22 protein-coding genes and 1 pseudogene are annotated in these 22,601 nt (G+C 69.6%); 10 read left to right on the plus strand and 13 right to left on the minus strand.

Going from position 1 to position 22,601, the window contains the following annotated elements; all coding sequences use genetic code 11:
- Nucleotides 1-632, minus strand: a 632-nt coding sequence (locus O3Q52_RS22660) for a metal-dependent hydrolase (RefSeq protein ID WP_269650601.1), incomplete at its 3' end; no start/stop codon positions are given.
- Between the two features lie 533 nt (nt 633-1,165).
- On the opposite strand from O3Q52_RS22660, the gene O3Q52_RS22665 reads away from it, so the two are divergent.
- Entirely contained in the window at nt 1,166-1,945 is a 780-nt protein-coding gene (locus O3Q52_RS22665) for a LamG domain-containing protein (RefSeq protein WP_269650602.1), read from the plus strand.
- 136 nt (nt 1,946-2,081) lie between these two features.
- On the opposite strand, the gene O3Q52_RS22670 is transcribed toward O3Q52_RS22665, so the two are convergent.
- The 6 genes and pseudogenes from O3Q52_RS22670 to O3Q52_RS22695 form a co-directional block, all read right to left on the minus strand.
- Nucleotides 2,082-3,014 (minus strand): hypothetical protein, encoded by a 933-nt coding sequence (locus tag O3Q52_RS22670; protein ID WP_269650603.1) that lies wholly within the window; start codon nt 3,012-3,014, stop codon nt 2,082-2,084.
- Complete coding sequence (locus O3Q52_RS22675; RefSeq protein WP_269650604.1) at nt 3,011-3,493, minus strand: hypothetical protein; 483 nt, start codon at nt 3,491-3,493, stop codon at nt 3,011-3,013. The genes O3Q52_RS22670 and O3Q52_RS22675 overlap by 4 nt, the downstream gene beginning before the upstream one ends.
- A 3-nt stretch (nt 3,494-3,496) precedes the next feature.
- On the minus strand, nt 3,497-4,717 hold the full coding sequence (locus O3Q52_RS22680) for a macrolide family glycosyltransferase (RefSeq protein WP_269650605.1): 1,221 nt from the start codon (nt 4,715-4,717) through the stop codon (nt 3,497-3,499).
- Nucleotides 4,714-5,592: a patatin-like phospholipase family protein gene (locus O3Q52_RS22685; protein ID WP_269650606.1), complete on the minus strand. Its 879-nt coding sequence runs from the start codon at nt 5,590-5,592 to the stop codon at nt 4,714-4,716. Before O3Q52_RS22685 ends, O3Q52_RS22680 begins: the two co-directional genes overlap by 4 nt.
- 383 nt (nt 5,593-5,975) lie before the next feature.
- Nucleotides 5,976-6,470, minus strand: a pseudogene (locus O3Q52_RS22690) (nitroreductase); the annotation flags it as partial.
- A 224-nt stretch (nt 6,471-6,694) separates the two neighbouring features.
- On the minus strand, nt 6,695-7,414 hold the full coding sequence (locus O3Q52_RS22695; RefSeq protein WP_269650607.1) for an alpha/beta fold hydrolase: 720 nt from the start codon (nt 7,412-7,414) through the stop codon (nt 6,695-6,697).
- A 298-nt stretch (nt 7,415-7,712) separates the two neighbouring features.
- Between O3Q52_RS22695 and O3Q52_RS22700 the strand changes: the two genes are divergently transcribed.
- From O3Q52_RS22700 to O3Q52_RS22715, 4 genes are all read left to right on the plus strand, one after another.
- A complete protein-coding gene (locus O3Q52_RS22700) occupies nt 7,713-8,186 on the plus strand; it encodes a carboxymuconolactone decarboxylase family protein (RefSeq protein WP_269650608.1) in 474 nt (157 codons plus the stop codon).
- 317 nt (nt 8,187-8,503) lie between these two features.
- Nucleotides 8,504-9,400 (plus strand): RNA polymerase sigma-70 factor, encoded by an 897-nt coding sequence (locus tag O3Q52_RS22705; protein WP_269650609.1) that lies wholly within the window; start codon nt 8,504-8,506, stop codon nt 9,398-9,400.
- Nucleotides 9,401-9,682: 282 nt separating this feature from the next.
- Nucleotides 9,683-11,383, plus strand: a complete 1,701-nt coding sequence (locus O3Q52_RS22710; RefSeq protein WP_269650622.1) for an L-aspartate oxidase — start codon at nt 9,683-9,685, stop codon at nt 11,381-11,383.
- A 58-nt stretch (nt 11,384-11,441) separates the two neighbouring features.
- Complete coding sequence (locus O3Q52_RS22715) at nt 11,442-12,182, plus strand: sigma factor (RefSeq protein ID WP_269650610.1); 741 nt, start codon at nt 11,442-11,444, stop codon at nt 12,180-12,182.
- Between the two features lie 30 nt (nt 12,183-12,212).
- On the opposite strand, the gene O3Q52_RS22720 is transcribed toward O3Q52_RS22715, so the two are convergent.
- A complete protein-coding gene (locus O3Q52_RS22720; protein ID WP_269650611.1) occupies nt 12,213-13,115 on the minus strand; it encodes a helix-turn-helix transcriptional regulator in 903 nt (300 codons plus the stop codon).
- Nucleotides 13,116-13,314: 199 nt separating this feature from the next.
- Between O3Q52_RS22720 and O3Q52_RS22725 the strand changes: the two genes are divergently transcribed.
- Nucleotides 13,315-14,142, plus strand: coding sequence for an SDR family oxidoreductase (locus O3Q52_RS22725; RefSeq protein WP_269650612.1), 828 nt, complete (start codon nt 13,315-13,317; stop codon nt 14,140-14,142).
- A gap of 118 nt (nt 14,143-14,260) precedes the next feature.
- On the opposite strand, the gene O3Q52_RS22730 is transcribed toward O3Q52_RS22725, so the two are convergent.
- The 5 genes from O3Q52_RS22730 to O3Q52_RS22750 form a co-directional block, all read right to left on the minus strand.
- Nucleotides 14,261-14,719 (minus strand): SRPBCC family protein, encoded by a 459-nt coding sequence (locus O3Q52_RS22730; RefSeq protein ID WP_269650613.1) that lies wholly within the window; start codon nt 14,717-14,719, stop codon nt 14,261-14,263.
- 254 nt (nt 14,720-14,973) lie between these two features.
- The gene (locus tag O3Q52_RS22735; protein ID WP_269650614.1) at nt 14,974-16,857 is read right to left on the minus strand and encodes an ABC transporter ATP-binding protein; all 1,884 of its coding nucleotides are present in this window, start codon (nt 16,855-16,857) and stop codon (nt 14,974-14,976) included.
- A 237-nt stretch (nt 16,858-17,094) separates the two neighbouring features.
- Nucleotides 17,095-18,222 carry an ABC transporter substrate-binding protein gene (locus tag O3Q52_RS22740; RefSeq protein ID WP_269650615.1) on the minus strand — a complete coding sequence of 376 codons (1,128 nt, stop codon included), beginning with the start codon at nt 18,220-18,222 and terminating at the stop codon, nt 17,095-17,097.
- Nucleotides 18,223-18,362: 140 nt separating this feature from the next.
- A complete protein-coding gene (locus O3Q52_RS22745; protein WP_269650616.1) occupies nt 18,363-18,665 on the minus strand; it encodes a hypothetical protein in 303 nt (100 codons plus the stop codon).
- A gap of 45 nt (nt 18,666-18,710) precedes the next feature.
- On the minus strand, nt 18,711-19,301 hold the full coding sequence (locus tag O3Q52_RS22750) for a helix-turn-helix domain-containing protein (RefSeq protein WP_269650617.1): 591 nt from the start codon (nt 19,299-19,301) through the stop codon (nt 18,711-18,713).
- Between the two features lie 134 nt (nt 19,302-19,435).
- Between O3Q52_RS22750 and O3Q52_RS22755 the strand changes: the two genes are divergently transcribed.
- The 4 genes from O3Q52_RS22755 (at nt 19,436) to O3Q52_RS22770 (ending at nt 22,409) form a co-directional block, all read left to right on the plus strand.
- Nucleotides 19,436-20,116, plus strand: coding sequence for a bifunctional 2-polyprenyl-6-hydroxyphenol methylase/3-demethylubiquinol 3-O-methyltransferase UbiG (locus tag O3Q52_RS22755; protein WP_269650618.1), 681 nt, complete (start codon nt 19,436-19,438; stop codon nt 20,114-20,116).
- A gap of 42 nt (nt 20,117-20,158) precedes the next feature.
- Nucleotides 20,159-20,668, plus strand: coding sequence for a DinB family protein (locus O3Q52_RS22760; RefSeq protein ID WP_269650619.1), 510 nt, complete (start codon nt 20,159-20,161; stop codon nt 20,666-20,668).
- 279 nt (nt 20,669-20,947) lie between these two features.
- Entirely contained in the window at nt 20,948-21,400 is a 453-nt protein-coding gene (locus O3Q52_RS22765) for a hypothetical protein (protein ID WP_269650620.1), read from the plus strand.
- 406 nt (nt 21,401-21,806) lie between these two features.
- On the plus strand, nt 21,807-22,409 hold the full coding sequence (locus O3Q52_RS22770) for a DUF5994 family protein (RefSeq protein WP_269650621.1): 603 nt from the start codon (nt 21,807-21,809) through the stop codon (nt 22,407-22,409).
- Nucleotides 22,410-22,601 lie beyond the last annotated feature (192 nt).

Here is a 22,601-nt window from a genome sequence, read left to right on the forward strand (position 1 = left end):
GTGCCCCCGCACGGCGCGGAGTGCAGCTCGTCCAGGTGCACCTCGCGCCGCCCGTCGGCGAGGCATCGTGCGAAGACCGGCAGATCGTCGGCGACCGCGGCCGCCACCGCGGCGCGCAGTGCGGCGGTCACTTCCTCCCGCCCTTCCGGGTCCGCCGGCCGCGTGTCCGTCCGGGGCGCCTGGAACTCGATGCGTGCCTGACCGGGGAAATGGTTGCCGGCGACCATCTCCCACCCCTGCATCCGCCCGACCGCCTCGACGAGGTGTCCGGCCGTGTGCAGCGCGGCGTGCGCCGTCCGGGCCCGAAGGTCGATCCTGGCCCGCACCTTCTGTCCCTCCGCGAGAGGCGGAAGGCCGCCGTTCTCGAGGCTGCCGCTCTCGGGTGCCATCGCCACGACCAGCCCCGACTCACGATCCCGGACCGGGATGATCTCCGTGTCCTCCAGCCACCCTCGGTCGGCGGGCTGGCCTCCGCCCTGCGGATGGAACAGGCAGTGCTCGACGGCCGCCCATGGCATCCCGCCCCTCTCACCGACCGCGATCACCCGCGTATCGACCTGCTCCAGGTAGGTGTCATCGAGGTAGGCGCTGAGCTGTGCGCCTACCCCAAGAGCCTCGATTGAGTGAACCATACGTTCACTATACCGAACCATCCAAGCATAGTGAACCTGACGTTCGTTTCACTGAACACCCCGGTCGAGGCGGCGACACTGCGAGCGGGATGCCAGTTACCGGCCTTGACGTGAGAGAAAACCCTTTCGATCCATGTCAGTGGTCTCTGTTAGCTTCAGGCGCTCGTGTGATCCACGAGCCTCAAACGCCCACAGGGGAGGGCCACTTGACCAGGTTCAGAAGGGCCGGCAGACGCAGACGGACGGTGGTGGGGAGCTGCGCGGTGGCGCTGCTCGTCACTGCTACGGAGACGGCCTACGCGGTGGACTGTACGACCCGGAAAGGACAACCAGCCCTCCGAATTCAGCCCGGTCAACGGCGAGTTCGAAGCCTGGTGGACGGACGCGACAGGAAACGGCCACGAGGTCGCGGCGGCGGACGCGGCTCCGGCCGAGGCAGCCGGTGCTTTCCAGATCGGGCGTGCCGCGGGGCGACCGGATATCGGGACCGGTGGCAGGGGGACATCGGTGACGTACAGGTTCACGACCGGGTGGTGCCGGACGAGGTAGCCGAACTGGGGTACCGCAAGCCGAAGTTGCTCGGTCACTGGTCGCTGCAGAGCGCGACGGACGGCGTGAGTCCCGAGCAGTCGGACGGCGTGTCCCTGCGGCTCGGCACGGGGGCTTCGATCTACCAGGGCTCCGACAATTCCTGTATCCCGGACCTCGACCCAGACTGCACCTACGTGCCGCCGCCACTCGTCGGCAGCGGACATCTGCGACTGGACGGCGAGAGCGGGTACGCGGCTGGCGACGGGCCCGTCGTGGACACCAGGGACAGTTTCACGCTCGGTGTGGTCGTGCGCCTCGCGGACTCCGAGCCCGCCCACCCGATGACCGTGCTCTCGCAGGCAGGCGAGCACACCGGCGCCTTCAAGGTGCGCTACGAGCCGTCCACGCACACCTGGCAACTGGTGGTGCCGGAGAAGGACGAGGCCGGAGCCCCGGAGAAGGTGGTGTCCCAGATCGCGGGCGCGGACGGGGGTGAGGGCCAGGGACATCACCTGGCCGTGGTCTACGACGACGCGACCGACACGATCAAGCTCTACCTCGACGGCTACACCAACGCCCAGGCGGCCGCGAGCCTGCCCGACGGCTGGAACAGCACCGGTGCCCTCCAGATCGGCCGGGCCAAGGCCGGTGACCGCTGGGGCGAGTACCTGCACGGCGACGTGGACGAGCTGCAGGTCTACTCCGGTGCGCTGCGGGACAGGGACGTCCCCGGCATTGGGTCGGGCCCGGATCCTTGTTCTGTGCTGATCCCTGGTCTCTGACCTCCCCGGCGGCCCGCCCGAACCCGGGTTCCGGCGGGCCGTCCTGCTTGGTTCGCGCGGGGCAACCGGCGACATCGGAGGCACTGTCACCGGCAGGTGGCCTCTGCACCACTCGCTCCGTCCAAGTCCCTCGTGGCTACGGGTGATCCGGCGCCCCGGTCAGGCCGTGGCGGTCGCGGATGAGGGCGATCACGGTGTCGGCGGTGCGGTCGAGGTGGCTGCGGCCGTCGGGCAGTTGAGCCGTCGGGCTCACATAGCTGGACGGCCCGACGTGGGTGGCCGGGTCGAGCCGGTGCACGGTGATCTTTCCGGCGCGGTTGGCCCGGTTCCATGCACTCCCCCGGAACAGCGGCCAGCGCTGCGGGAAGATCCACGTACCGACTCGCTCGATCCGGTCGCTCGCGCTGGTCAGCCGATGCAGGTGCTCGGCACTGGTGAGGTCGTTGGCGCCGTTGTGAAAGCCGCCGAGCGTGATCAGCAGGAGAGGTGAGCGCAGCTGGGTGTGCAGTTCGTCGACCGCGCCGCCGGCGACCTGGGCGCCGCCGCTGTAGCTGAGCAGCACCACGGGGATGCCGCTGTCGGGCTGGTAGCCGGCGAGCGTGAGCTGAGTGGCGATCTGGGAGCCGACGGCCCGGTTGTAGAGGGGGCGGTATCGCTGGTCGGCGGCGACGAAGATCTGCATGACGTTGTGCAGGAACAGCAGCAGGCCGATGCGGCGGCGCAGCCACTTCCACACCGGTCGCTCGGCGAGCGGGGCGGCCAGTGGCGAGTAGGGCTGCACCTGACCCAGTACCCGCAGCTCCGGGGCCCTGGCGATCAAGGCCTTGACCAGCTGGCCGCCGTCCCGGCTGTCGCGGACGCGGCGTTTGCCGATGCCGTCCAGGTAGACCAGGTAGGCGTCCGGAGGACTGTCGGGCGCCGCGCCCCGGGCGTAGGGCACGCCCTCCGGGAGCTTGGTGACGGGAGCCCGCCAGCCGGCACCATAGGCCAGCACCTCGTAGCGGGCGAGCAGAGCTTCGGCGATGAGGACCGGCCCGATCGCGAAGAGCCAGAGCAGGTACGCGTTCATGTGACCGGCCTCCGTGCCTCGGCGGCACTGATCCTCACGACCACACGCCGAACGGCCTCCACGGCGATACCGAGCCCGGCCCCGGCGACGGCCACACATCCGGCGGCGCCCCACCAGCCCAGGTCGGTCGCCTCGGCGAGCGGGCCGGCCAGACCGGCTCCGACCGCCACGAAGAGCAGCAGGTGGAGGAAGGGCCCGAGCAAGGGGAACGCGAGGACGGCGGCGAGCACCAGCGGGGCGACCAGATCGGGTGTCCAGACCAGCTCGTCGCCTTCCGGCGTGGCGGACAGCACCAGTTCGGCCAGGGTCCACGCGGTCAGCGGCCACAACGCGAACACAGCAGCCTCGACGAGGCCACCGGCACAGAGCAGTCCCGCCACCCGGGTCCGTGACATGCCAGGTCGGCCCACTGCCACGGGCAGGATGCGCCCGGCGGCTTCCGACACTCCGGCGAGCAGCAACAGGACGACGAGTGCCATGATTCAGCCTCGCTGGGACGGATCCACGGGAGCCGACCGACCGGCCACGACGTTCGTGTGCAGGTACCGCTCGCATTCGTCGGCGGCACGCCGGTATCCGCCCGCCTCGTGCTGAGCGCCCTGCAGGGTGGCCGCGGCCGCCCTGAACCGCGGTTCGTGGAGCAGACGCGCGGCGAGGGCACGTACGGAGTCCTCGGTGACGTCCTGCGTACGGATCGACAGGCCCGCGCCGAGCCCCTCGACACGGCGGGCCACCATCGGCTGGCCGGCACTCTGCGGCACCACCAGCATCGGAACGCCCGCGTACATGGCCTCGTTGACGCTGTTCATGCCGCCGTGGGTGATGAACAGCGCCGCGCGGGCCAGTACTTCCGGTTGCGGGACGAAGCGGCGGGCGAGCACGTTGGGCGGCAACGGGCCCAGCGCGGCGGGGTCGGTCTGCCCGGTGGACACGACGACAGAGCCGCCCAGCGGGGCGAGTGCCGTGGCGAAACCGCGCAGCAGTTGCGGGTCGGCGTTGAAGACGGTGCCGAGCGAGGCGTAGAGCACCGGGGCCTGCAGCTGATCGGCCGGGAACGACGGGTCGGCCGGACGGGCGCCGATGCTCGCACCCACGAACCGGTAGGACCGGTCGAACTCCTCGACGGCAGGCTGGAACGCCCGTGAGGTGTAGACCAGGTTGAGCGGCTGGCGGATGTTCCCCAGGTCCAGCAGGGGCAGCCCACTCGTGTCGAAGCGGCGCAGCCCCCGGCGTGCCCGCAGGTAGCCCTTGAGGCTGTTCCGCCGAGTCGCCGCCTCGGCCAGCAGGGCCCATGAACCGCGGGTGGGGCTGGGCACGTGACGGTTGAAGGCGAACGTGGTGAACGAGGACGCCGCCGGCACTCTGAGTTCGCGGGCGGCGACCGCGCCCCAGAGACAGGCGCTGTCGTGCACGATCAGGTCGGGCCGGATCCGGCGCAGGTCGGTCAGCACCTGAGGCAGCAGACGGACGGCGGTGCTCGCGAGCCCCTCCATCAACGTGACCGGCGTCGGCGGATCGGGAAGGGGCTGGTCGCCCCCGGGGTAGAGGCACACCGCCGCACCGACGGCCTCGATCTCCTCACGGAAGGCGGGCGAGGTGTGGTACGTGACGGAGTGGCCGCGGCGAACGAGCTCGGCCGCCACCGGCAGCGTCGGGTTGACGTGCCCGTGCATGGCGATGTTCAGGAACGCGACGGTACTCACAGGGCCACCCCCGATGCTGAGGAAGTCGATGCTTCAGCCGCGCCGTTCGACGTCGCGGGAAGGCCGTCGGCCCGGTACAGGCCCGGCCCGCTGACGTGCAGGCCGTCGAGAAAGCGTCCCGCCGTGCGGGAGGCGGTGCTGATGAGCCGCTTGGAGTGGCCGAAGTCCCACGGGGCGGGCCATTCCTCGATGCCGGTCGGCAGCACGACGGTCGGGATGTGCCGGGCCACCTCGTGCAGGTCACGCTCGATCTGATGGTGCATCAACAGCAGCCCGGCCCTCACGGCGATCGCGCCGGCCCTCCGGCGCGGGACGGTCGGGCTCAACGGTGAGCACTCCGGTCCGGTCGACAGCACCACCACGCTGGCCGCCCCGGCCTGCAGTGCCGCCAGCACCGGGACGTAGGCGATCACACCTCCGTCGACCAGCGTCCTGCCCTCTCGTTCCACCGGGGGCAGCATGCCGGGAACGGCCGCGCTGGCCAGCAGCGCCGACTCGAGGTCTCCGTGGTCGAGCAGCGCCTGAGCACCGGTGGCCAGGTCCATCGCCACCGCGGTGAACGGGACCGCCAGCTCCTCGATCCGAGACGGCAGCCCGGCTCCGGCGATCAGTCGCCGCAGGCCGCGGTCGGTGAAGACGCTGGCCCGCGAGGCCAGGAAGCCGAGCGGATACACCTCGCGGCGGCTCAACCGGGTCCATACGTGGTCCAGCCAGGGTGCGGCCGTGTCCGGGTGGGCAGCCGCGATGGCACCGTTGAGAGCGCCCACCGAGGTGCCGATGATCATGTCCGGGACGAACCCGCGCTGCTCCAGCGCACTCCCGACTCCTACGTGCGCCGCTCCGAGCACGCCACCGGCACCCACCACGACGGCCACGGGACGGGGAAGGGCGTGCAGGCCCGCCGATGCGGGGCCCTCGGGCAGTGGGCTCTGTCGGCTCGACGGCAGGGGATGCGTCCCCTGGTCTGCCGTCAGGGTTCGACTCTCCTCACGGTCACGACCACTCGTCGAGTCGCCCCGGCCGAAGCCCGAGGGAGCCCATGAGACCGGCCTCCGACCACCAGCAATCATCAAGATCAACTCTCCCAGTGCCGCACGGAATCGCTTTTGGTTCCTCATCTACGTCAGGGCGGGAGTCCTATTTGTGACATTATCCGACGGATTTTTCTTGCGAGTACGCCATCGAGACGCGCGGCAGGCTTCCCCATTGGCCGCACCACCCCCGCCGGGGCGCGATCTCGGCGTGCGACGTCCATCGTGTCGACGAACGTGACCGTCTCACCGAGGGCCGCTCGACCCGTACGACTGCCACTCAGCACGGCGCCCTCGAACCCGATCGACATGCCGCAGAAGAGGATGAGCCCCTCCGGGGGCGACAGGACCTCCGCGACGCCCCGGTGATGCTTCGCCCACGCCATCTGCGTACAGCCGTGCAGCCCTTCGGCGCGGAGCAGCAGCATGACGGTCTGCAGATACATGCCGACGTCGGACCAGAGGGCCGAGCCCAGGTCGCGGTCGACGTAGCAGAACAGGGCGGCCGAGGCGCCGACGGCCGCACCACGCTCACCGAGCAGTTTCTCCAGCTCGGCCAGTGGCCGTCCGGTCAGCACGTACACGCGCCGCGGCTGGAGATGCGGCGCGGGCGACGCCCGGGCGGCAACGGACAGCGCCCGCTCCAGCGCCTCCCGCGGGACATGCCGGTCGGTGAATCTGCACACCGACCGTCGGCTCGTGACCGCTTCGTACATGTCCAAGACCGCCACCCCATCCGCTCGGCGTCCCACCCAGCCATCGCTGCGATAGTATCAATCAATACCATCTCGTACGCGACCACCTTTGGGCAGACCTCAGCCGCCACCGTCGGGCTCCAGGCGCCCATCTCAGAGTCAGCTCACGCCTCACCGTCGACGGGACGGGCAGAACGGATCAGCAGGTCCCTCAGTTCCTCCTCGGAAGCCATGAGGCGTCCGTTCTGCGCTCAGGCGGTGGCCTGCGCCGCCTCGTTGATCAGGCGGGCGACCTCTCCGGGGAGCGAGACGCCGACCGCGTGAGAAGCGGTGACGGCGACCGCCGTGGCCTTGGCCCGCCCGGCCATGAACGTCTGCGTCTGCAGCGGGATGTTGAGGTCCTCCGTGGCCAGGAGAACCCAGGACGGGACCTCCTTCCACGCCGGGGCGGAGGCGCCTTCGGCCAAGGCGGCGTTCGTCACGGGACGTTGGATGGCAGCCATGACCGCCGCCGTCTCCTCGGGAACGTCGGCGGCGAACTGATGGTGGAACTTGCCCTTCTCGATGTAGAGGTCCGCGGTCCGGCTTCCGTCGGGAAGCGTGACCGGCACCGGGCGGAGCGCCTCGCCGAGGGTGCTGCCCGGGAACTTGCCCGCGAGGTCCACCGCGCTCTCGCCCTCATCGGGCATGAACGCCGCGACGAACACGAGTGCCTTGACGTTGTCGAGGCCCGTCGCGGCGTTGCTGATGACGGCACCCCCGTAGGAGTGGCCGACGAGGACGACGGGGCCCTCGATGGAGGCCACGAGCTGCCTGACGTACTCGCCATCACTGGTCAGTCCGCGCAGCGGGTTGCCGGCGGCGACCACCGGATAGTCGTGCAACTGGAGCTTCTCCACGACGCCGTTCCAGCTGGAGGAGTCCGCGAACGCACCGTGCACGAGGACAACGGTCGGCTTCTGTCCACTCATGGTGAGACCTTTCATTACCTGCACAGGCGCGCACTGTTGGGCGCGCCCGTGAATCGAAAAGGTTGTTTCATCACGTAGGACCGAACTGTCCGCCCGGGTGTGACACGGCACGGGGCGACGTGTCCGCGGCCTGCGCGCCTCGGTCCCATACCGATGCCGCGCCCGCGCGGGTCTCCCGACCAGACCCTCAGGGTCCTGGAGACCGAAGGAGGCGCACGTGACGTTCCATTGCCGTCACGGATCACCAGGTGACCCGGTCAATTCGGTGTAAGCGCCCTAACACCGAGGAGATCCCGTCATGGATTCGCGTGTCAACTACTTCGGAAACGCCCTTGCCGGCAAGGTCATGAGGCACCTCAACTCCGCCAACAAGGTGGTGGCCGAGTCGACGCTGCCGGTCGCGACCCAGGAGCTCGTGAAGGTCCGCGCAAGCCAGATCAACGGCTGCGGATTCTGCACCGACATGCACATCAAGGACGCCGTCGCCGCCGGTGAGACCCAGCAGCGTCTGAATCTGGTGAGCGTCTGGCGCGAGGCCAAGGTCTTCACCGACGCCGAGCGTGCGGCCCTGGAGATCGCCGAGCAGGGCACCCGCATCGCCGACGCCGCGGGCGGTGTCTCTGACGACGCCTGGGCGAACGCCACGAAGTACTTCGACGAGGACCAGCTCGCCGCGCTGATCTCGCTTCTCGCGATCATCAACGCCTACAACCGCATCAACGTCATCAACCAGCAGCCCGCCGGGGACTACGAGCCCGGCATGTTCGGCTGAGGCGATCCGGCCTCGCCGGACATCACCGTCCGTCTCCTCGTCGCTGCGGCCCACGACGGGGAGACGGGCTCCCTGTCCGCAACCAGCGAGCCGGACCGGCTTCCGGACCCTGACTTCGAGCAGACTGCCGAGTGGCGGGCTCGTCTCGTTGCCGTGGTGCGGGACGCGGGGCCGGCCCGCTCCGATGCACCGGATCGGCGCCCTCTCACCTCGCATGAAGGACACAAACAGCAGGTCAGACGCAGTGTGAGTCGCTGGCACCCGGGAGCGTGCGGTCCGCAGCGGCTGTAACATTGTCTTGGCCGAAGGGGGCCACCATGGACGCCGAGGATGACGCCGACTCGCTCGAAGTAGCGACGCAGGAGTTCATCGCGGCGCGACCGCAACTGTTCGGTGTCGCATACCGCGTGCTCGGCAGTTCGACGGAGGCCGAGGACATCGTCCAGGAGGCCTGGCTGCGGTGGCAGAACACCGACCGTCGGGAAATCGTCGAGCCGAAGGCCTTCCTGACGACAGTCACCGCCCGGCTCGCGATCAACCTGGCGCAGTCCGCCCGGATGCGGCGCGAGGCATACGTGGGCCCGTGGCTCCCCGAGCCGGTCGACACCAGCCAGGACCCGAACATGGGTGCGGAACGCGCCGAGGCGGTCGAGATGGCGGTTCTTCTCGTCCTCGAAAAGCTGAACCCGGTGGAGCGGGCCGCCTACGTCCTGCGGCAGGCGTTCGACTACCCCTACCCGCAGATCGCGGAGATCGTGGACACCAGTGAGGCCAACGCCCGCCAGTTGGTGAGCCGGGCGCGCAAGCACCTGGCCACCGAACGGCGGGAGCCGGTCGACCGGGCGGAGCACCAGCGCCTGTTGAAGGTGTTCCTCACCGCGGCACAGACGGGCGATCTGGCCACGCTCGAGCACGTCCTCTCCGAGGACGTCATCAGCTACGCCGACGGAGGCGGCATCCGGGGCGCGTCCAAGATCCCGGTCGTGGGGCGTCAGCATGTTTCCCGGTATCTCGAGGCGTTCGCCCCGCGTTTCTGGCCAGGGTCGGAGATCAACTGGGTCGAGGCCAACGACCGGCCTGCGGTCCTGGTCTCCTCCGGCGGCAACCCGGTCGCGCTGCTGTGCGTCGACGCGTCGCCCCGCGGCCTCGAACGCATCATGTGGGTGATGAATCCGGCCAAGCTGATGCCCTACGTAGCGTCGCTGGCCGCCTGATCGTCGGCTGAGATCCGGAAGTCGGGCTCGCGGTACGACCGAAACCGGGGCGAGACATAGCCCCTGCGTCTGCCCTGAAGCCGCCTCGGCAGGTGCGAAAATAGTGGGACGCGAGGTGGCGCGGTCGGACTGGGCATGCCGCGCGGATGGGGCAGAAACGCCCGATCAGGTGCGGGAGTCATGGGCCCGATGTCACATACGGCGGGATCAACCGGTCGTACTCAGTGACGAACCAAGTGATCGGAGCGGAACGTGGCTATCACCGAGCAACGCCTGTCCACCATGGTGTTGGTGATCGGAACGGGCGGAGCGGGACTACGGGCGTCCATCGAACTGGCCGAGGCAGGCATGGACGTACTGGCCGTCGGCAAGCGCCCCAAGGAGGACGCACACACGGCCCTGGCCGCGGGGGGCATCAATGCGGCCCTGGCCACCATGGACCCCGAGGACAGCTGGCAGCAGCACGCCGCGGACACGCTCAAGGAGAGCTATCTCCTCGCCGATCCCCGCACCGTCGAGATCGTCACACAGGGGGCCGCCCTCGGCATCGACGACCTGGAGCGCTACGGCATGGCCTTCGCCCGGGAGGAGGACGGCCGCATCTCCCAGCGCTTCTTCGGCGCACACAAGTTCCGGCGCACCGCCTTCGCGGGTGACTACACCGGTCTGGAGATCCAGCGCACGCTGGTCAGGCGGGCGAGCCAGTTGCAGGTCCGCATGCTCGACAGCGTCTACATCACCCGGCTCCTGGTGCACGACGGCGCGGTGTTCGGTGCCTACGGCTTCGATCTCAACGACGGGACGCGCTACCTGATCCACGCCGACGCCGTCATTCTCGCGGCGGGCGGCCACACCCGTATCTGGCGACGTACGTCCTCGCGGCGCGACGAGAACACCGGAGACTCGTTCCGGCTGGCTGTGGAGGCCGGTGGCCGTCTGCGCGACCCCGAGCTGGTGCAGTTCCACCCCTCGGGAATCATCGAGCCCGAGAACGCGGCCGGCACCCTGGTCAGCGAGGCTGCCCGCGGTGAGGGCGGCATCCTGCGCAACGCGCTCGGTGAGCGGTTCATGTCCCGGTACGACCCCGAGCGCATGGAACTGTCCACGCGTGACCGCGTCGCCCTCGCCTCCTACACGGAGATCCAAGAGGGGCGCGGCACATCCAAGGGCGGTGTGTGGCTCGACGTGTCCCACCTGCCCCGGCAGACGATCATGAGCCGTCTGCCGAGGGTCTACCAGACGCTTCTGGACCTGCAGATGCTGGACATCACCCGCGATCCGATCGAGATCGCGCCGACCGCTCACTACTCGATGGGCGGGGTGTGGGTCAGTCCCGACGACCACAGCACCGACGTACGCGGCCTGTACGCCATCGGCGAGGCCTCCAGTGGCCTGCACGGCGCCAATCGCCTCGGTGGCAACAGTCTCATCGAGCTGCTGGTCTTCGGCCGTATCGCAGGACAGGCCGCGGCCGCCTACTCGAAGGGGCTGACGGCACAGCCGCGGTCGGCGGCCGCGGAGGCCGAGGCCCGGCTCGAGATCGACGGCCTGCTCGCCGCGGACGGCCCCGAGAACGTCCGTGCCCTGCAGCGCGCCATCCGCAACACCATGACCGAGCACGCGGGTGTCGTCCGCGACGAGGAAGGACTGCGCGCCGGTCTGGCGGAGCTCGCCGAGATCGACGCGCGCATGGAGAACGTCGGAATCCACCCGGACATCGCCGGCTTCCAGGATCTCGCGCACGCCTTCGACCTCAAGTCCGCGGCGCTCGCCGCTCGCGCCACGATCGAAGCGGCGATCGAGCGCCGGGAGACCCGGGGCTGCCACAACCGCAGCGACTATCCGGACATGGATCCGGCACTGCAGGTCAACCTCGTCTGGTCCCCGAAGACGGGAATCACACGCGAGAGCATCGCACCCATCCCGGACGAGATCGCGGCCGTGATGGAAGAGGTGTCCACCGAAGGCAAGCTCGTGGAGTGACCGACCGATCGGGGCGGTCGCCTGTTCCGTGCGGTGCCGTGCGAGTGGAGGACGCCGTATGAACGATGCAGGTGATCCGGTGTCGATCGCCGATCTGCTCGACGAACGGCGGCATCTCCTGGACATCGCGCACGGGATGCTCGGCAGCCGCTGCGAGGCGGAGGATGTCATCGCCGAGACCTACCGGCGGTGGTACGAGCTGTCCAGCACGACGCGGGCGCGGATCACGACCCCTCGGGCCTGGCTCGAGGAGGTCGTGGGCAGTATCTGCCGCGGGGCTCGGCCGAACGCGCTGGATTCCACGTCCACGGCCGTGGACATCGCGGGACGGACAGGACCGGAGTACGCCGAACCGGCCGACCGCGCGCTGCACAGTCTGCGGGCAATGCGCTCGCGTCCCACCACACCGCGGCAGCACGACGCCGTGGTCTGTACCGTCCGGCAGGCTTGCGCCACTGAGGACGCACCTCTTCTGGCCTCTCTGCTGGCACCCGACGTGACGGCGTTCTTCGACGGCGGAGGCAAGGTCCGCGCGCCGACCGGGCCCGTCCACGGCAACCTGCACGTCGCCCGCGGCCTGCTGGCCCTGGTCCCCCGGCGCCCGCGCATCACCTTGCACACCCACTCGGTCAACGGCCGCACCGGAATCGTCGTGCGCTACGACCGCCAGGTCGCCGCCGTCATCAGCCTCGACATCGCCGGTCGCCATGTCGTCCAGGTCTGGGTCACCCTCAACCCGGACAAGCTCAGCTCCTGGAACCAGTCACGGAACGGGGGCAGCCCCGGTCACGGGAGTTGAGTGACTCCGCCTCTGCGACGCCTGTCTGCGTCACCCGTACGGCGTTGCCCTCGATGTCTCCGAGGTGTCGGGGGTCGAGCGAGCAGCGCGGGCATGGTCGGCGGCCCATGCGGAGAGCACCGTCAGGGCCTCGTCCGACGGTGATCCGGGATCGGCAAGAAACGTGAACAGGGTCTGGTCGGGGTCACCCGGGAAGGTCAGCGCCTCGGTGCGGAGGGTGAGGCGGCCGGCGATCGGGTGGTGGAGGGTCTTGGCGCCGTGGCTTGGCTCGACGACCTTCTGTCCGGCCCACCAGCGCAGGAAGCGGTCGCTCTTCATGGACAGCTCCCCCACCAGTTCGGCGGTGCGTGTGTCGTCGGGGTGGCGGGCGGCATCCATCCGCAGCGTCCCGACGAACATCGAGGCGGCCTTCTCCCAGTCCTGTGCGAAGAGCGACCGCGCGGCTTCGTCGAGGATGACCCAGCGCACGGCGTTCCGGTCCCGGACCGGCATCGCGCCGAAGTCGGCGAGCAGGGCGCGGGCCATCCGGTTGCTCGCCAGGATGTCGGTTCGACGCCCCAGTACGAAGGCCGGGGTGTCCCCGAGACGCGCGAGCAGCGCATGCACCCCGGGACGTACCTTCTGCACGGTACGAGGCGTGCGGCGTCGGCTCGTGGCCGGTCGGCGCGCCACCGCGTGCAGATAGCTGCGTTCCGCCGGATCGAGCTGCAGAGCGTCCGCGAGGGCGTCCAGGACGGCTTCCGAGGGTGTGATGGGTCTGCCCTGTTCCAGGCGCGTGTAGTAGTCCACGCTGACGCCCGCCAGCGCGGCCAGTTCCTCCCTGCGCAGCCCGGGGACCCTGCGCGGGGCCGCGTCACGGATACCGAACTGCTGCGGGTCCAGTGCCGCGCGCCGGGCGCGCAGGAAATCACCGAGTCCCTCGTTGCGCTCCATGACCCCATGGTCGCCGGTACCGGCCCGCCGTGTCCCGGTGAAGGTGGCCCTACGGATCCCAGGAAGCAGCGGGCCAATCCCATGGCCGCCACACGCCTGCGCCGGCGGTTGGCTGGAGAGCGGGACACCACCCAGGTGCTCCCGTCCCGTCCACCCGGCCGTACACCTGACGCACGGCCCAGCACAGAAAGTCTCCGCCATGCCCTCCACCTGGCTCATCACCGGCGCGACCTCCGGCTTCGGCCGCCTCGTCGCCGAACGCGCACTCGCCGACGGCGCCCACGTGATCGCCGTCGGCCGACGCCACGACCGGCTCGCCGAACTCGCCGAGAGCGCCCCGCACGGACAGGTCACCCCGGTCGCCCTCGACATCACCGCACCCGGCGCACAGGACATCCTGGCCGAGGCCGTGCGCGCCGCAGGAGGCCTGGACGTCCTGGTGAACAACGCCGGTTACGGACTGTTCGGCTCCGTCGAACAGGTCGACGCGGACGCGGCGCGCGCGATCTTCGACACCAACGTGCTGGCCAACCTCGCCGTCCTGCGCGCCACGCTCCCCGCCCTGCGGGCCGCCCGAGGCCGGATCCTGCAGACCTCCTCGCTCATCGGCCAGTTCGCCTGGCCCTCCTCGGGCCTCTACTCGGCATCCAAGGGTGCCGTGGAACTGATCAGCGAGGCCCTCGCCCACGAACTGGCCCCCACCGGTGTCAAGGTCACCATCATCGAACCGGGCACCTTCGCCACCGAGTTCTCCACCAGCCTCCAGGTCGTCGCCCCGAACGACGTCTACCTGCCGACCGTCGGGCAGTTCCTCAGCGACTTCGCCGCGCTGCCGCCCCAGGCTTTCGGCGATCCCGACACCGTCGCGGACGCCATCATGGCGGTCGCGGAACTGGACGAGCCGCCCCTGCGCCTGGCCGTCGGCGCGGACGCCGTCGAACACATCCGGGCCTCGCTCCGCTCCCGCCTGGCCGAACTCGACCGCTGGGAGTCCTTCCCGCGCGTCCCCGTGGGCGAACGGGCCTGACCAACCCACACCACCGGCACACAAGCCGGGCCCCTCTTCTTGCGGGCCCGGCGGTGTACTGACGCGTGCGGTCGACGCCGACTGGAGCCGAGCAGCGGACAAGGCCGTCCGCTCGGCGTCAGCGCGGACTGATCGCCGCTTCAGCCTCAGTCTTGATCCGGGAACCGAAACCGTCGGCGTCCTTGCGGGCGGCGACCAGTGCCAGGCCGACGAGGAGCTTGCCCAGCCCGTGGCCTTCCAGGACGTTGAAGATACGGACCCGGGTCCTGCCGTCCGCCAGCGACTCCAGGTCGTAGCCGCCTTCGCGTGCCGTCATGCTGTTCTTCGTCACCTCGGCCCACCGGATCTTCACCGGGGCTTCGAGGGTGGTGATGCGGAACTCCCTGGCGGTCTTCATCCCCGCGTCCTTGACGGTGCTCCGGAAGACGGTGCCCACGGCCGTGGGGGTGTCGGGGATCCGTTCGATCTTGAGCACCCGGGGGCTGAACTGCGGGTCGTTGCGTCCGTCGGCGAGGTAGGCGAACACCTCTTCAACGGGCCGATCGACCTCGACCGTCGCTTCGAACTGTCCTGACATCGGCACTCCTGACCGGTCGAGCCGCTCCGCGCCGACGCGCCCCCTTCGGCAGATGGCCGCCGGACCGCCATGCCGAGTGGGAACCACCTCGCGCACACGCGAAGGAACGCGAGGGCCGCGCCGTACCGCCCGTCCTGTCGTGGCGGCACCGCGACCCTACGGGACCACCGGGCATCTCGCGCGGTAAGCGGCACAACCACGAGCAGGAGGAAGCAGGTCCCGCCTCGGCTTGAAGGGGGCAACCGAGGGAACCCTCAGCGGTCCTGCGAGAGGGCGAGGAGTTCGGCGAAGGTGCCGCCGGCGTGGACGAGGTCCTCGTACACGCCCTGTTCCGTGATGCGGCCCTGCTCCATGACCACGATGTGGTCGGCGGTCCTGGTGTTCTCGAGTCGGTGGGTGACGACGATCGTGATGCGGTCGGGGGCGATGGTCCTGATCCTTTCGAAGATCCCGTGTTCACCCCTCGGGTCCATCTGGGAGGTCGGCTCATCCAGGATCAGCAGCTGGGGGCGGCGGTACAGGGCCCTGGAACAGGCCAGGCGCTGCCACTGGCCGCCGGACAGTTCGGCTCCGCCGAAGACCTCGCGGGCGAGGAGCGTGTCGAGGGCGGCGGGGAGGTCTTCGACGGCCTCGCGCATGCCGACCGCGTCGACCGCTTCCCACACCGGCGCGTCGTCCAGGCTGCGGGGCTGGCCCAGTGTCACGTTCTCCCGGACCCGCAACGGCCACTGGGCGAAGATCTGCGGTACCAGCCCGATGCAGGTCCAGACCGTGGCCGGGTCGACATGGGCGAGGTCCTTGCCGTTCCAGGTGACGTGTCCTTTGTCCGCCAGGTAGATACCGGTGATCAGACGTGTCAGCGTGCTCTTGCCGGAGCCGTTCACTCCGACGATGGCGAGGATCTCTCCCCGGCGCAGTGTCAGGGTTACGTCGTCCACGGCCGGCTTGTCCTTCCCGGGGTACGTGTACGTGACCTCGTCCAGCCGGATCTCGTCCACCGGCGCACCAACTGTCATTTCACCGCGTTGGGGAGCCCGTTCGCCTGCGTCGTCGAGGAACGCCTGCATGTCGCTCAGGTAGAGGCTCGTGTGGAACACCGCGGCCCCGTTGATGACGACCTGGGACAGTGCGGCCAGGGTCGTCTGGACCGCGAGGACCGCCGTGGCCGCGATGGCGAGCGCGATCCGTCCGGTCACGGCCAGCCAGGCGAGGACCGCCCAGGTGGCGAGGAGTAGACCGCCACCGGCGAGAGACGACAGCAGCGCGATGCGCAGTGTCCTGGGTGCGGCGGCCAGGGTGCGTTTGTCGACTCGCTCGGACAGCGCCCGGTTCCAGTACAGGAGGTAGTCCGTCATGCCGTTCGCGCGGACCTCGTCGCCGTACTTGGGGGTCGTGGACCACCACCGCATCATGCCGCGGACATTGCGGTCGGCGACATTGGCGTAGTGGATCTCGTAGTCGACGCGGGCGGTGAGCACCGCTCCGACGCCGGCCGGGAGCACGGCCAGGAGGAGCAACGGCAGCATCAAGGGATTCAGTACCGAAAGGACGCCGCTGGCCGTGACCATCCTGACGAGTGCCGACATGAAGCGCTGTGCGTCCGTGACCATGACGTGCGTGCGGATCACCCCCATCTCGGCGGCTTCCTGCCGGTCCGCGAAGCCGTCGACCGCGTACGCCGCTGCCTCGACCCGGCAGACGGCCTCGACGAGGGCGGTGTCGGTCGCGGTCGTCAGCCTGGGGGTGATGCACCGCTCGGCGTACGTGGATACGGCCCCCGACCCGCGGGCCAGCGCACTCGCGCCCGCCACGACGAGGAGAGCCGGCAGGGCCGCGTAGAGGCGGTCAGCGACGGCGTTGTCGCCGAGGATGGGGCCCATTGCCTTGGCCGTCGCGGTCAGCTGCACTGCGGCGGCCACACCGGTGATCAACTGGCAGGCCAGGAGCAGGAGCACGGCTCGGCGATCGATGGCCCAGGACATCTTGGTGATGCGGCGCAGGACGGAGGGGAGCTGCGCGCAGAGCTTGCGGAAGGTCACTTCGCCGAGCGGGTTCACGGAGTACTGCCCCGAGTAGGTGATCTCGGCCGGCGGCGGTGGGGGTACGGGGTGCGCGTCGTTGGTGGCGGCTGACGTCAACTGGACATCTCCTGCACGGTCGTTGGGAACGAGGTGGTGCCACCGGGCTCAACGACGTCGACCACGAATCGAACACACGTGTTTTGGACGGAGCGGATTCCGTGCGGGAGCGCGGAGAGCCAACGTGCCGGATGCATCCACCCTTGACGCGCACGGGTCGCTCCGAGCGGCCCGATGGCCGAAACGCCGGTGCGGATACGTATGTTGCGGGTGAGGCAGTCCGAACTGCGGGTTCTCTCAGCCGGCGTGAAGGATCCGGAAGCTGTCGGGCTCCGCCGGGTCTCGGTCGACGACCTGGATCGGCGTCCCGGCCCATTGCCAAACGCTGATGCCCGGCACGCGGGAGAACCGGATCTGCCCGCGGGTGCCTTCGACTGCTACGCGCGGCCAGGATTCGGCAGTGCGCGCCCGGTCCGCGCCGTTGGAACGCAGCAGATCGGCGAGGACGGTGACCGTGTCGTAGCCCTCGAAGGCGACGAAGGAGGGCGCTGCGGCCAACTGCTCGCGGAGAGCCGTCTCGACTCGTACACCGACTGGGGTGAGGCGCTCGGGCAGGTAGCGCAGGAACGGGACCGCGGCGCTGTCGTCGCCCAGCAGCGTCGCCCATTCGGCGAACTCCGGTTGCCCGGCCGGAGCGCCGATCATGATCTCGGCGAGGCGCTGGTCGCGGCGGACGGACTTGACGATCGATACCGCCGGCTCCGGGTGGCCGACCAGGAGAAGGAGGGCTGTCGCGCGATTGTCGACGAGTTCGTCGCACACGGCCGTGGCGTCGCAGATGGCCGTGGCGTCGAACGCGCTCATGTCGAGTTCGGTGACGGTGGAGCCGCGTGGAGCGAGGTGGTCCCGCAGAATGCGTGTCCCAGCTGCCCAGTAGACACTCGGCTGGGCTGCTACGGCGATCCGGCTGTGCCCCGCGGTGAGGAGGTAGTCCGCGTAGACCTGCCAGCCGCGGGACTGCGGCGGGGAGAGGCGCGCGACCCATTGCGTCGGCTGTTCGGTGGGCGCGTCGAGAACCGCTGACGAGCAGAGAAACGGCAGGCCGAGGGCGTCGGCCCTGGCGGCAGCCGAGCGAGCGACGACGCTGTGGTACTCCCCCGCCACGGTCACGCCCAGGCGGGCCAAATCATCCACGGCCGCCGCGGCCCGCTGCGGATCGGCCGCGGTGTCCCGGACCACCAGCTCCAGTGGTCTTCCGACGATCCCGCCCGCGTCATTGACTTCACGAACGGCCAACTCGAGTCCAGCGAGCAGGTGTTGGCCCGCCTCGACCCAGCCGGGCCGGGTCAGCGGAACGAGAGCGCCGATCTGGACGGACGATCCGTCAGTCCGCTCCGCTCCAGGTGGCGATGGTTGCGTGGTCATGCGTTGGCGTCTCCCCGTGTGGCGATTGGCCAGTAGTCGGCCCGGTCGCGAGGTGGGTGCCCCGGTCAGCCGGCAGAGGACGTTGATGCGGGAGACAAGGACAATCACCTGGGCAATTCAAGATCGTCCGAATGCGCACCTTACCGTCCGGCGCACGCAACTCCCAGGCGCAGATGCCTGGATGGTTCATAGCTGTCCTCGAAGCGCTGCACCTCGCCGACGAGTTCGGCACCATGGGTTTGCAGGCGGGCAAGGACGTCCTCGATGTCCTCGACGGCGAACATGCGGCGAATGCCCAGCGTGTTCACCGGTGCGTTTGCCGGCCCGGCGCTGATCGCCTTCGGCGTGGGGAACTTCGTCAGCTCGATCCGGCCGGGGCCGTCCGGGATCCTCAGCTTCGCGACGCCCTGTCGGGTGTCGTCGAGCCCGATGACACGGTCCACCCGACGTCCCCCGACTGGCATCTTGATGTGATGTGACCACGATGGTCAGTGCCTGGACGGTGCCAGATGTGCGCGCTCCCCCTGGGGGCCGAACAGGGCGAGCAGTTCCGCGGGCCGGCTCTCGGCACTGCCGATCCAGTGAGGGATGCGGGTGTCGAACTCCGCGGCCTCTCCGACGCCGAGCCTGAACTCCTCCTCGCCGAGCGCGAACCTGACGTGTCCGTTGAGGACGTAGAACCACTCATATCCCTCGTGGGTCTGCAGGTTCATCGTGGGTGCCTGGCCGGCGGGCGGATAGATCACCTTGTAGGCCTGGATGCCGCCGGCTCGCCTGGTCAGTGGCACCATCACCAGCCCGGATCGTCGCACTGGTCGCAGGTGGACGCGCGGGTCGCCGGTGGGTGGCGCCGCGACGAGGTCGTCGAGCGGGACGCCATGCGCCCGGGCCAAGGGAAGCAACTGCTCCAGGGTGGGGCGGAGCTTGCCGTTCTCGAGGCGGGACAGGGTGCTCGCCGTGAGGCCGGTTTCGCTTGCCAGCGCCGCCAGCGTGGCGCTCCGCGCCCGGCGCAGGGCACGCAGTCGGGGCCCGACTCCGGCCAGTACGTCTCCTGCGGGGTTGCCCATGTTGTCATCCATGGGCCCGATGATGCGGATCCGCAATTTTTCTTGCAAGGGCGAAATGGCGCTGGCGATGCTGTCCGTACATCACCGGCGTCGAATGTGCGTATCGGATCACGCTCGGCACGTCGGCCGACGAAGGGGCAGCTCAGATGGATTCCACCCGACACCGACGGCCCACCGCCGACGCCGCGGGCGACCAGGGCACAGCGGACGACGACGCCGAGCTGTTCTGGGAGCGGCACTACCACACGCCGCGCACCTGGGACGCACGCGTCAACCCACTGCTCGCCGAGACCGCAACACCACTGGATCCCGGCGCTGCCCTGGATCTGGGCTGCGGCGCCGGCGGCGACACCATCTGGCTCGCCCAGCGGGGCTGGCACGTCACCGCCGTGGACATCTCCACCACCGCCGTCGCACAGGTGAGGGAACGTGCCCGCAATCTCGGTGTCGCGGACCGGGTCATCACCGCACAGCACGACCTGGGCAGAAGCTTCCCGGCCGGCCAGTTCGATCTCGTCTCCGCCCAGTACTTCCACACCCCGCTCCCGTTGCTCCGCAACCAAGTGCTGGGCACCGCCGCTCGGGCTCTGCGACCCGGCGGTCTCCTGCTGATCGTCGACCACGGTTCCACCGCGCCCTGGTCATGGAACCAGGACCCCGACATCCGCTTCCCCACACCCACCGAGACCGCCGCCGAGCTCGATCTCGGCCCCGCGCGCTGGTCCGTCCTGCGCGCCGACATGCCCCGTCGCCGGGCCACCGGACCCGCTGGTGAGACGGCCACCGTCATCGACAACGTCCTGCTCGTCCAGCTCACCGCCGGATGACCGTCCGAACCACACGACATCACGTCGGAACGGAGTGACTCGATGTCAGGAAACGACGCGAAGCGATCCAGGACTCGGGCGAAGGACACCGGACCCCCGCTCACCGGTGCCGACGAGAAGGCCACCCTGCGGGGCTTCCTCGACTATCTGCGGAACGCGGTGGCGGACAAGGTCGAGGGCGTGCCTGAACCGCAAGTCCGAACGGGCGGAGTGCCCTCGGGTACCAACCTCCTGGGGCTGGTCAAGCACCTGGCGTTCGTCGAACGGTTCTACTTCCTCGGTGAGGATGTCGGTGACTGGCGTACGACCATGCGGCCGTCCGCGCAGGACACCGTGGACAGTGTGCTCGCCGACTACCGGGCGACCGTCGAGCGAGCGAACCAGGTCATCGACGCCTGCCCGGATCTGGCTCGTCCCTCCCCGCGACCCCCGCGCCGGGGGCAGGCACCGTCGATGCGCTGGGTCCTGGTGCACATGATTGAAGAGACCGGCCGGCACGCCGGCCACACCGACATCCTCCGCGAGCGGATCGACGGATCCACCGGCCGCTGACCAGGCGGCTACCAGCGCGCGACGTACTGGGCCGCCCGTGATCGGCCCGGCCGTGAGAGTCTCGCCGGCCTGCGGGTTGACGGCGCCACCCCGACGGCACCGGCTCCCTGCCCTTTGGGGCGCCCTCAGGAGGCCCGGAGTTCAAACTCCGCGCGGTCCGACGTCACGCCGTTGATCAGCTGGGCGATGGTGCGCGGGCCCGGGTGACAGCGGTGGGAGGTGAGGGAAGGAGTGTTCCCGGGTCACTGCGGTCGTCCTGTCCAGAGTGAGAGTGCGGTCGTGAGCTTGAACGTCTTCGCGCTCTGCGAGCCGTTGACCCCTCCGTGGTGGACCCACCCAGTCGATCGCCAGCCGGGCGTTCTGGACGCAGGCATTGCGGATGGTCGCGCTGAAGCGGACGCTCCCGCCGAACGGCACGTGGGTGCGATCGAGCACGGGTCCGTCGGTCTCGAGAGTCGCCGGAGCCAAGCCGAGCAGTTCGAGGGCGTCGGGGCGGCCGCATTTGACGAGCGTACGCAGTCCATGGCGTACGAGCCGTCCGGTCGTCGCGGCCTGGGCGTCCGGCCAGCACCGCACTGGGGCCAGGGCGAGGTCGGCGTGGCCAAATCTGAGATCGTTGAGGTGGTTGGCGACGGATCGCCGGACGTACTCGCTCTCGTCGCCGTAGAGGAGGCCGAAGACGGGCACAGTCGCGCCGCGGCGGGCGACGAGATCCTGTGTCCGATCCCCTGATCCGGATCTTGGGGCGGTCCGGTGGGGTGTCCAGGACGCCTACTGTCGCTGTCACCGGGCCGGGTATACGCTCCACAACGAGGCTCGCGCACATTTCACCACCTGTACCTGGTGAAGAGCTGCCCACCAGCACCTTTCGGCCCCCTGCCCCCCGGGCCACAGTGACCATCCGACCACTGTGAGCGGGCTGGAGCCGCATCGCCGACAACACAGCTCCAGCCCTTCGTCCTCCCCAGCCCTCTTTCGAGACCGAGGTACGTTCCCGCGCGCCCCGGGCGGATGGCGAGGACAGCCGCTGCGAGACGGCGGGGGGAGGGGAACTCAGCGCCGTCCTCGCACATACGGCCGCCGCCCATGCTCGCCCGCATGCGGCCACGGCCGTGGACCAATCCACCACCGATGTCCCGTGCCGGAGCACGCCTTGACGGGCTGTTGGCGGCGAGAACAACCACACCGGGGCGGCGCAACCGCCGCCCGGAGGCAGGTTCACGTCATGGAAACGACTGCCGATCACCCCTCAGCCAACGCGCAGCGCTCCTCACCGCTGCCCGTCCGGCTTTCACTGGCACCCTACGAAGCCGTCGAAGGCGGATTCGACGGCGCATGGTGGCCGTACTCCCACAATCTCGTCGCCGAACTCCCCGGCCTGGTCGAGGCGATGGACGGGGCGGGCAACATCACCAGGGTCATTGTGGGGATCGAGCCGTGGCCCGACATCCCGCACCAGGTCGCCATCGGCGTGCACACCGTGACCGCCGGGTGGTCCGTGTCCGGTCACGAACAGAACGAGATCGTGCTCTGCTCCTACCTCAAGGGCTTTCGCACCTTGCTCGTTGTTCCTCCCGCGACGGCGCCCGGCGCCGCCGACTGGCTGATGAGTACGCCGGTCCCGGTCGACGGCAGCCGCACCGCCACCGAACTCCTGGCCATCACAACGGCGTCCTCCGAAAAGGCATTCCACGAAGCGCCTCGCACGACGCTGGACCGGGGTATTGGCCAAGGGGACTGACCTGCGGGTCAAGGGGGTGCGACCGAGGCACCGGCTACCTCCCTGCGCCCCCTCCTCCGGCATCGCGGGACTGCCCGGCCCGAGGATCCGCCAACCTTTGCGGCCTGCAGGTGCCCGGTGCCCGCCAGGAACGCGCCGCCGCCGTATGCCCCCGCCACACCGATGCGGACGGGGGGCCTGCCCCGCTCCCTC

Origin of the sequence: Streptomyces sp. ActVer, assembly GCF_027270795.1 — a bacterium.
In the GTDB taxonomy this organism is placed as follows: domain Bacteria; phylum Actinomycetota; class Actinomycetes; order Streptomycetales; family Streptomycetaceae; genus Streptomyces; species Streptomyces umbrinus_A.

Excerpts from the sequence above, each read along its gene's own strand:
- O3Q52_RS22670 (WP_269650603.1), bottom strand. The coding sequence starts at position 3,014 with ATGAACGCGTACCTGCTCTGGCTCTTCGCGATCGGGCCGGTCCTCATC.
- O3Q52_RS22675 (WP_269650604.1), bottom strand. The coding sequence starts at position 3,493 with ATGGCACTCGTCGTCCTGTTGCTGCTCGCCGGAGTGTCGGAAGCCGCC.
- O3Q52_RS22695 (WP_269650607.1), bottom strand. The coding sequence starts at position 7,414 with ATGAGTGGACAGAAGCCGACCGTTGTCCTCGTGCACGGTGCGTTCGCG.
- O3Q52_RS22700 (WP_269650608.1), top strand. The coding sequence starts at position 7,713 with ATGGATTCGCGTGTCAACTACTTCGGAAACGCCCTTGCCGGCAAGGTC.
- O3Q52_RS22705 (WP_269650609.1), top strand. The coding sequence starts at position 8,504 with ATGGACGCCGAGGATGACGCCGACTCGCTCGAAGTAGCGACGCAGGAG.
- O3Q52_RS22710 (WP_269650622.1), top strand. The coding sequence starts at position 9,683 with ATGGTGTTGGTGATCGGAACGGGCGGAGCGGGACTACGGGCGTCCATC.
- O3Q52_RS22715 (WP_269650610.1), top strand. The coding sequence starts at position 11,442 with ATGAACGATGCAGGTGATCCGGTGTCGATCGCCGATCTGCTCGACGAA.
- O3Q52_RS22720 (WP_269650611.1), bottom strand. The coding sequence starts at position 13,115 with ATGGAGCGCAACGAGGGACTCGGTGATTTCCTGCGCGCCCGGCGCGCG.
- O3Q52_RS22725 (WP_269650612.1), top strand. The coding sequence starts at position 13,315 with ATGCCCTCCACCTGGCTCATCACCGGCGCGACCTCCGGCTTCGGCCGC.
- O3Q52_RS22730 (WP_269650613.1), bottom strand. The coding sequence starts at position 14,719 with ATGTCAGGACAGTTCGAAGCGACGGTCGAGGTCGATCGGCCCGTTGAA.
- O3Q52_RS22740 (WP_269650615.1), bottom strand. The coding sequence starts at position 18,222 with ATGACCACGCAACCATCGCCACCTGGAGCGGAGCGGACTGACGGATCG.
- O3Q52_RS22750 (WP_269650617.1), bottom strand. The coding sequence starts at position 19,301 with ATGGATGACAACATGGGCAACCCCGCAGGAGACGTACTGGCCGGAGTC.
- O3Q52_RS22755 (WP_269650618.1), top strand. The coding sequence starts at position 19,436 with ATGGATTCCACCCGACACCGACGGCCCACCGCCGACGCCGCGGGCGAC.
- O3Q52_RS22760 (WP_269650619.1), top strand. The coding sequence starts at position 20,159 with ATGTCAGGAAACGACGCGAAGCGATCCAGGACTCGGGCGAAGGACACC.